At 71.5% G+C, this 6620-nt stretch carries 5 protein-coding genes and 1 riboswitch; of the genes, 4 read left to right on the top strand and 1 reads right to left on the bottom strand.

What is annotated here, in order from left to right; translation table 11 throughout:
* From shc to NOD94_RS39580, 4 genes are all read left to right on the top strand, one after another.
* A partial coding sequence (gene shc, locus NOD94_RS39595; RefSeq protein ID WP_281211086.1) for a squalene--hopene cyclase occupies positions 1 to 2010 on the top strand: 2010 nt, incomplete at its 5' end.
* Entirely contained in the window at positions 2010 to 2675 is a 666-nt protein-coding gene (locus tag NOD94_RS39590; RefSeq protein ID WP_281211085.1) for a 1-hydroxy-2-methyl-2-butenyl 4-diphosphate reductase, read from the top strand. The genes shc and NOD94_RS39590, both read left to right, overlap by 1 nt.
* A gap of 5 nt (positions 2676 to 2680) precedes the next feature.
* Positions 2681 to 3712 (top strand): adenosyl-hopene transferase HpnH, encoded by a 1032-nt coding sequence (gene hpnH, locus NOD94_RS39585; RefSeq protein ID WP_281211084.1) that lies wholly within the window; start codon positions 2681 to 2683, stop codon positions 3710 to 3712.
* Positions 3709 to 5112: an aspartate aminotransferase family protein gene (locus NOD94_RS39580; protein WP_281211083.1), complete on the top strand. Its 1404-nt coding sequence runs from the start codon at positions 3709 to 3711 to the stop codon at positions 5110 to 5112. The genes hpnH and NOD94_RS39580 overlap by 4 nt, the downstream gene beginning before the upstream one ends.
* A gap of 19 nt (positions 5113 to 5131) precedes the next feature.
* Here NOD94_RS39580 and NOD94_RS39575 read toward each other — a convergent pair whose 3' ends face one another.
* Positions 5132 to 5953, bottom strand: coding sequence for a tyrosine-protein phosphatase (locus tag NOD94_RS39575; protein WP_281211082.1), 822 nt, complete (start codon positions 5951 to 5953; stop codon positions 5132 to 5134).
* 318 nt (positions 5954 to 6271) lie between these two features.
* Positions 6272 to 6439: riboswitch (cyclic di-AMP (ydaO/yuaA leader) on the top strand.
* The last annotated feature ends 181 nt before the right edge of the window (positions 6440 to 6620 follow it).

Genomic DNA, 6620 nt, shown 5'->3' with positions numbered 1-6620 from the left:
GCGGCCGGGCCGGCCGGGCCCTGCGCACCGCCCGACCACCGCACGCCCGACCACCGCACGCCCGACCACCGCGCGCCCGGACTCCTGCGCGGGGTCCGGGAGGCCACCGACCGGGCCACCCGCAACCTGCTGGAACGCCAGGACCCGGCGGGCTGGTGGAAGGGCGACCTGGAGACCAACGTCACCATGGACGCCGAGGACCTGCTGCTGCGGCAGTTCCTCGGCATCCGCGACGAGGCCATCACCCGGGCGGCCGCCCTCTTCATCCGGGGCGAACAGCGCGACGACGGGACCTGGGCCACCTTCCACGGCGGGCCGCCCGAACTCTCCGCCACCATCGAGGCGTACGTCGCCCTGCGCCTCGCCGGGGACGCCCCCGACGCCCCGCACATGTCGCGCGCCTCCGCCTGGATCCGCGCCCACGGAGGGATCGCCGCCGCCCGCGTGTTCACCCGGATCTGGCTGGCGCTCTTCGGCTGGTGGAAATGGGAGAACCTGCCCGAACTCCCGCCCGAACTGCTGTTCCTGCCCTCCTGGGTGCCGCTCAACATCTACGACTTCGGTTGCTGGGCCCGCCAGACCATCGTTCCCCTCACCGTGGTCTCGGCGCTGCGTCCCGTCCGGCCGGCCCCCTTCGTCCTGGACGAACTCCACGCCGATGCCCGCAACCCCTGCCCCGCCGTCCCCCCGGCCCCGCTGACCAGCTGGGACGGCGTCTTCCAGCGCATGGACAAGGCCCTGCACGTCTACCGCCGGTTCGCCCCGAAGGCCGTGCGCAGGGCCGCGATGGCCAGCGCCGGCCGGTGGATCGTCGAACGGCAGGAGAACGACGGCTGCTGGGGCGGCATCCAACCGCCCGCCGTGTACTCCGTCATCGCCCTCCACCTGCTCGGCTACGACCTCGGCCACCCGGTGATGCGGGCCGGACTGGAATCGCTCGACCGGTTCGCCGTCTGGCGCGAGGACGGCGCCCGCATGATCGAGGCCTGCCAGTCCCCGGTCTGGGACACCTGCCTGGCCGCCATCGCCCTGGCCGACGCGGGCGTCCGCCCCGACCACCCGGCGCTGATCAAGGCCGCGGACTGGATGGTCGGCGAGGAGATCCGGCGCCCCGGCGACTGGGCCGTCCGCAGACCCGGACTGGCCCCCGGCGGCTGGGCGTTCGAGTTCCACAACGACAACTACCCCGACATCGACGACACCGCCGAGGTGGTCCTGGCGCTGCGCCGGATCGACCACCCCGACCCGTTGAAGGTCGAGGCCGCCATCGCCCGCGGTGTGTCCTGGAACCTCGGCATGCAGTCGAGGAACGGCGCCTGGGGCGCCTTCGACGCCGACAACACCCGCACCCTCCCCAACCGGCTGCCCTTCTGTGACTTCGGCGAGGTCATCGACCCGCCGTCCGCCGACGTGACCGCCCACGTGGTGGAGATGCTGGCCGTCGAGGGCCGGTCCGCCGACCCCCGGACCCGACGCGGGATCGCCTGGCTGCTCGCCGAACAGGAGCCGGACGGCGGCTGGTTCGGCCGCTGGGGCACCAACTACGTGTACGGCACCGGATCGGTCCTGCCGGCCCTCACCGCCGCCGGCGTCGCCACGTCCCACCCCGCCGTCCGGCGGGCCGTGCGCTGGCTGGAGTCCGTACAGAACGACGACGGCGGGTGGGGCGAGGACCAGCGTTCCTACCAGGACCGCTCCTGGGCCGGGAAGGGAGAGTCCACCCCCTCGCAGACCGCGTGGGCCCTGATGGCGTTGCTGTCCGCCGGGGAGCGCGACGGCGAGGCCGTCGAACGGGGCCTCGCCCACCTGGTGAACACGCAGCGCCCCGACGGCAGCTGGGACGAGCCGTACTTCACCGGCACCGGCTTCCCCTGGGACTTCTCCATCAACTACCACCTGTACCGGCAGGTGTTCCCGCTGACCGCCCTCGGCCGTTACCTCTACGGGGAGCCCTTCGGCCCCGACGGACGCCGGCCCACCGCGGCGGCGGCCCTCACCGAGGAGTCCTGATGGCCGGCCCCGGAGCGCAGCCCCCGCCCGCACCGCTCCTGATCGCCTGCGCGCTGCGCATCGAGCGGGCGGCCCTGCGCAGCGCCGGCCGCCCGGCGGGCGCCACCGCCGCGGTGCTGCGCACGGGCATGGGACCGCGCGCCGCCGAACGCGCCGTCGCCCGCGCGCTGGAGCGGCCCGGGATGGCGGGGGCCGCCGTCCTCGCCACCGGGTTCTGCGCCGGACTGGTCCCCGGCATGCACCCCGGCGACCTGGTCGTCGCCGACGAGACCCGGGACCCGCACGGGACCGTCCCGTGCACCGGTACCCGCCTGCTCGCCGAGGCCCTGGCCCTGGCCCTCCCCGGCCGGACCGTGCACACCGGCGCGCTGACCGGATCCGACCACGTCGTCCGCGGCCAGGAGCGCGCCCGGCTGCGCGCGACCGGCGCCGTGGCGGTCGACATGGAGTCGGCGGCCACCTTGTGGACCGCCACCCGGGGCGCCCGTACCCCTGCGGGGGAGGGCCGCCCCGTTGCGGCCGTCCGGGTGATCGTGGACGCTCCTGAGCACGAGCTCGTCCGCATCGGCACCGTACGCGGTGGAATATCGGCCTTCCGCGTACTGCGTGCCCTACTGCCCGCGTTCCATGAATGGCACCGTTCTTCGCTGCTCCCCAGGAGGTGAGCCAGATGGCCATGCCGCTGCGACAGTCCATCAGGGTCGGGACCTATCTTCTCGAACAGAAGCTCCGCAAGCGGGAGAAGTTCCCGCTGATCGTGGAACTGGAGCCGCTCTACGCCTGCAACCTGGCCTGCGAGGGGTGCGGAAAGATCCAGCACCCGGCCGGGGTCCTCAAGCAGCGCATGCCGGTGGCCCAGGCCGTCGGCGCCGTGCTGGAGTCCGGTGCCCCGATGGTGTCCATCGCGGGGGGTGAGCCCCTGATGCACCCGCAGATCCACGAGATCGTCCGGCAGCTGGTGGCGAAGCGGAAGTATGTCTTCCTCTGCACCAACGCGATGCTGCTCCGCAAGAAGATCGAGAAGTTCACCCCGTCCCCCTATTTCGCCTTCGCCGTCCACATCGACGGGCTGCGCGAACGGCACGACGAATCGGTGGCCAAGGAGGGCGTCTTCGACGAGGCGGTCGCGGCCATCAAGGAGGCGAAGCGCCGCGGTTTCCGGGTGACGACCAACTCCACCTTCTTCAACACCGACACCCCCCAGACCATCATCGAGGTGCTGAACTACCTCAATGACGACCTCCAGGTCGACGAGATGATGATCTCGCCCGCCTACGCCTACGAAAAGGCCCCCGACCAGGAACACTTCCTGGGCGTCGAACAGACCCGCGAACTCTTCAAGAAGGCCTTCGCGGGCGGGAACCGGCGGCGCTGGCGGCTCAACCACTCGCCGCTCTTCCTCGACTTCCTGGAAGGAAAGGTCGATTTCCCCTGCACCGCCTGGGCCATTCCGAATTACTCCCTCTTCGGCTGGCAGCGCCCCTGCTACCTGATGAGTGACGGCTACGTGCCCACGTACCGCGAGCTGATCGAGGACACCGACTGGAGCAAGTACGGTCGCGGCAAGGACCCGCGCTGCGCGAACTGCATGGCGCACTGCGGCTACGAGCCCACCGCCGTCCTCGCCACCATGGGCTCCCTCAAGGAATCCCTGCGAGCGGCCCGGGAGACCATCGGCAGCAACCGGGCCACCCCGTCATGACCGCCGGCCAGGGGGGCGGCAAGGGCTTCGACCTGGCCGCCCTGCTCGCCGAGCGCGGGGACGAACGCTACGAGCTCCACTCCCGCCACCTCAACCACCAGCTGCCCCGCATGCTGCACACCATCGGCTTCGACAAGGTGTACGTGCGGGCCGAGGGCGCCCACTTCTGGGACGCCGAGGGCAACGACCACCTGGACATGCTGGCCGGCTTCGGGGTCATGGGCCTGGGCCGGCACCACCCCGTCGTCCGCAAGGCCCTGCACGACGTCCTTGACGCCCAGCTCGCCGACCTGACCCGCTTCGACTGCCCGCCGCTGCCGGGGCTGCTCGCCGAGAAACTGCTCGCGCACAGCCCCCACCTGGACCGGGTCTTCTTCGGCAACAGCGGCACCGAGGCGGTGGAGACTGCCCTGAAGTTCGCCCGGTACGCCACCGGCCGGCCCAGGATCCTCTACTGCGACCACGCCTTCCACGGGCTCACCACCGGCTCGCTGTCGGTCAACGGCGAAGCCGGCTTCCGGGACGGCTTCGCGCCGCTGCTCCCCGACACGAGGATCGCGCTCGGCGACCTGGACGCCCTGGAACGCGAACTGCGGCGGGGCGACGTGGCCGCCTTCGTCGTCGAGCCGATCCAGGGCAAGGGGGTGCTCGCCGCGCCCCCCGGATTCCTGCGCGCGGCGCAGGAACTCCTCCACCGGCACAAGGCCCTGCTCATCGCCGACGAGGTGCAGACCGGCCTCGGACGCACCGGTGACTTCTACGCGTACCAGCACGAACCCGGCGTCGAACCGGACCTGGTCTGCGTGGCGAAGGCCCTGTCGGGCGGCTACGTGCCGGTCGGCGCGACCCTGGGCAAGGACTGGATCTTCCAGCGCGTGTACTCGTCCATGGACCGGGTCCTCGTCCACTCGGCGAGCTTCGGCTCCAACGCGCAGGCGATGGCCGCCGGCCTGGCGGTGCTGAGCGTCATGGAGGACGAGGAGGTGACGGCCAACGCCCGTGCCATGGGCGACCTGCTGCGCGGCCGGCTCGCCGCGCTGGTGGACGAGTACGAGTTGCTGCACGAGGTGCGGGGACGCGGGCTGATGATCGGCATCGAGTTCGGCCGGCCGTCCTCGCTGGGCCTGCGCAGCCGCTGGGCGATGCTCCAGGCCGCCCGCAAGGGGCTGTTCGCCCAGATGGTCGTGGTGCCGCTGCTGCGCAAGCACCGGATCCTCACCCAGGTCTCCGGGGACCACCTGGAGGTCATCAAGCTCATCCCGCCGCTGATCATCGACGAACGGGACGTGGACCGCTTCGTCGGGGCCTTCCGGGAGGTCATGGACGAGGCGCACGGCGGGGGCTCGTTGATGTGGGACTTCGGCCGGACGCTGGTGAAGCAGGCCGTCGGCAACCGCTGACGGCCTGCCGGCCGGGGCCCTAGGGTTCCAGCAGCCTGTCCCGCAGTCGGACCAGGGTCTCGGGCGCGAGCCCGAGACCCTCGGCGAGGTACCGGTCCACGCCGCCCCACTCCTCCTCGATGGTGGCGTACGCCGCGTCGAGGTACGAGGCCCGCGCGTCGAAGAGCGGCGCCAGCAGCTCGGCCACCTCGGCCGGGCGGGGCTCGACCGCCTCCGGCCCGCGCCGCATCCGGTAGCGGCGGTGCGGGGCGTTCGACTCCAGGTAGTCCGCCAGGATCGCCTCCCGTTCGACGCCGAGCGCGAGCAGCGTGACGGCGATCGACAGGCCGGCCCGGTCCTTGCCCGCGGCGCAGTGCATCAGCGCCGGCACGCTGTCCTCGGCCAGCGCGTGCACGACCCGGCTGTGTTCGGCGGTGCGGGTGCGGATCATCGTGCGGTACGAGGTGGCCATCCGCTCGGCCGCGCGGCCCTCCCCGAGGAGGCTGCGCAGCTGGGTCAGGTCGCCTTCGCGGACCATCGTCCAGAACTCCTTCCCGGCTGCCGGGTCGGACAGCGGGATGTTCACGTAGCGCACCCCCGGCAGTTCCACGTTGGGCCCCTCCAGGGCGTGGTCGGCGCGGTTGCGGAAGTCGAAGACCGTGTGCAGGCCGAGCGCGACGAGGAACTGTGTTCCGGTTTCGGTCGCATGCGACAGATGTCCGCTTCGGAACAGTCGTCCCGGCCTGACCCTCCGTCCGTCGGCGGTCGGCAGGCCGCCCACGTCACGGAAATTGCGCACTCCCGTCAGCTCCGGTTCGGGTTCGGGGAGCGCCGGAAGGGGTGGGGGTATCCGCTGGGTCACGCGTGGTCCTCCGCATCGTCCTGAGGTGTCCGAATTACGCCGGTTGGGAGCAACTTGCCATAGGGAGAGGTGAGATCGCGCCAGGCTCCGTGAGCCAGATCATACGGTGACCGTCCGTGCCCGCTCGCGAAATCAGAATTCCCATGCCAGGGCGGTTGTTGATGGTGCGGAATGGACACAGGGTGACCGGAATTCCATCGTTCCCCCATACCTGTGATTGCGTCAGGGAATGTGTGGCTTGTTGCCCGTGGACCCGCTCGATTACCTTCACGACCGATCCGGGTGGACAGCCTAATCCTGCCGCCGCCCGGGAACCGCACCCGACTATCGACGCGCGCGGCAGGAGCGGGGGAACCAGGTAGGCCGCCGGACCGGAGCTCTCTCCGGGACGGCTAGGGGTGAAGCCGCACGCGTCCCCCGACGTGCGCGGCCGGACATCTCCAGTCCGAACCCGACAGCTCACCTCGCAGGCGACGGAGAGGAATCAGCCATGCCCGGAAAGGGTAAGCACCGCCGCCCGAAGTCCCGTTCCATATCCCGCGGTCTCACCGTGGCCGGCACCGGTGGCGCCGCCCTCGCGCTGCCGCTGATCGGAGCGACCGGCGCCCACGCCGCCGCCCCCGCGGCGGCCCCCGAGATCGGAACAGAGTCGTGTAGGGGCACTGGT

The organism is Streptomyces sp. Isolate_45 (genome assembly GCF_024721315.2).
Classification (GTDB): Bacteria; Actinomycetota; Actinomycetes; order Streptomycetales; family Streptomycetaceae; genus Streptomyces.
This window is presented reverse-complemented; position numbering and strand designations above follow the sequence as displayed.

Excerpts from the sequence above, each read along its gene's own strand:
- NOD94_RS39590 (WP_281211085.1), top strand. The coding sequence starts at position 2,010 with ATGGCCGGCCCCGGAGCGCAGCCCCCGCCCGCACCGCTCCTGATCGCC.
- hpnH (WP_281211084.1), top strand. The coding sequence starts at position 2,681 with ATGGCCATGCCGCTGCGACAGTCCATCAGGGTCGGGACCTATCTTCTC.
- NOD94_RS39580 (WP_281211083.1), top strand. The coding sequence starts at position 3,709 with ATGACCGCCGGCCAGGGGGGCGGCAAGGGCTTCGACCTGGCCGCCCTG.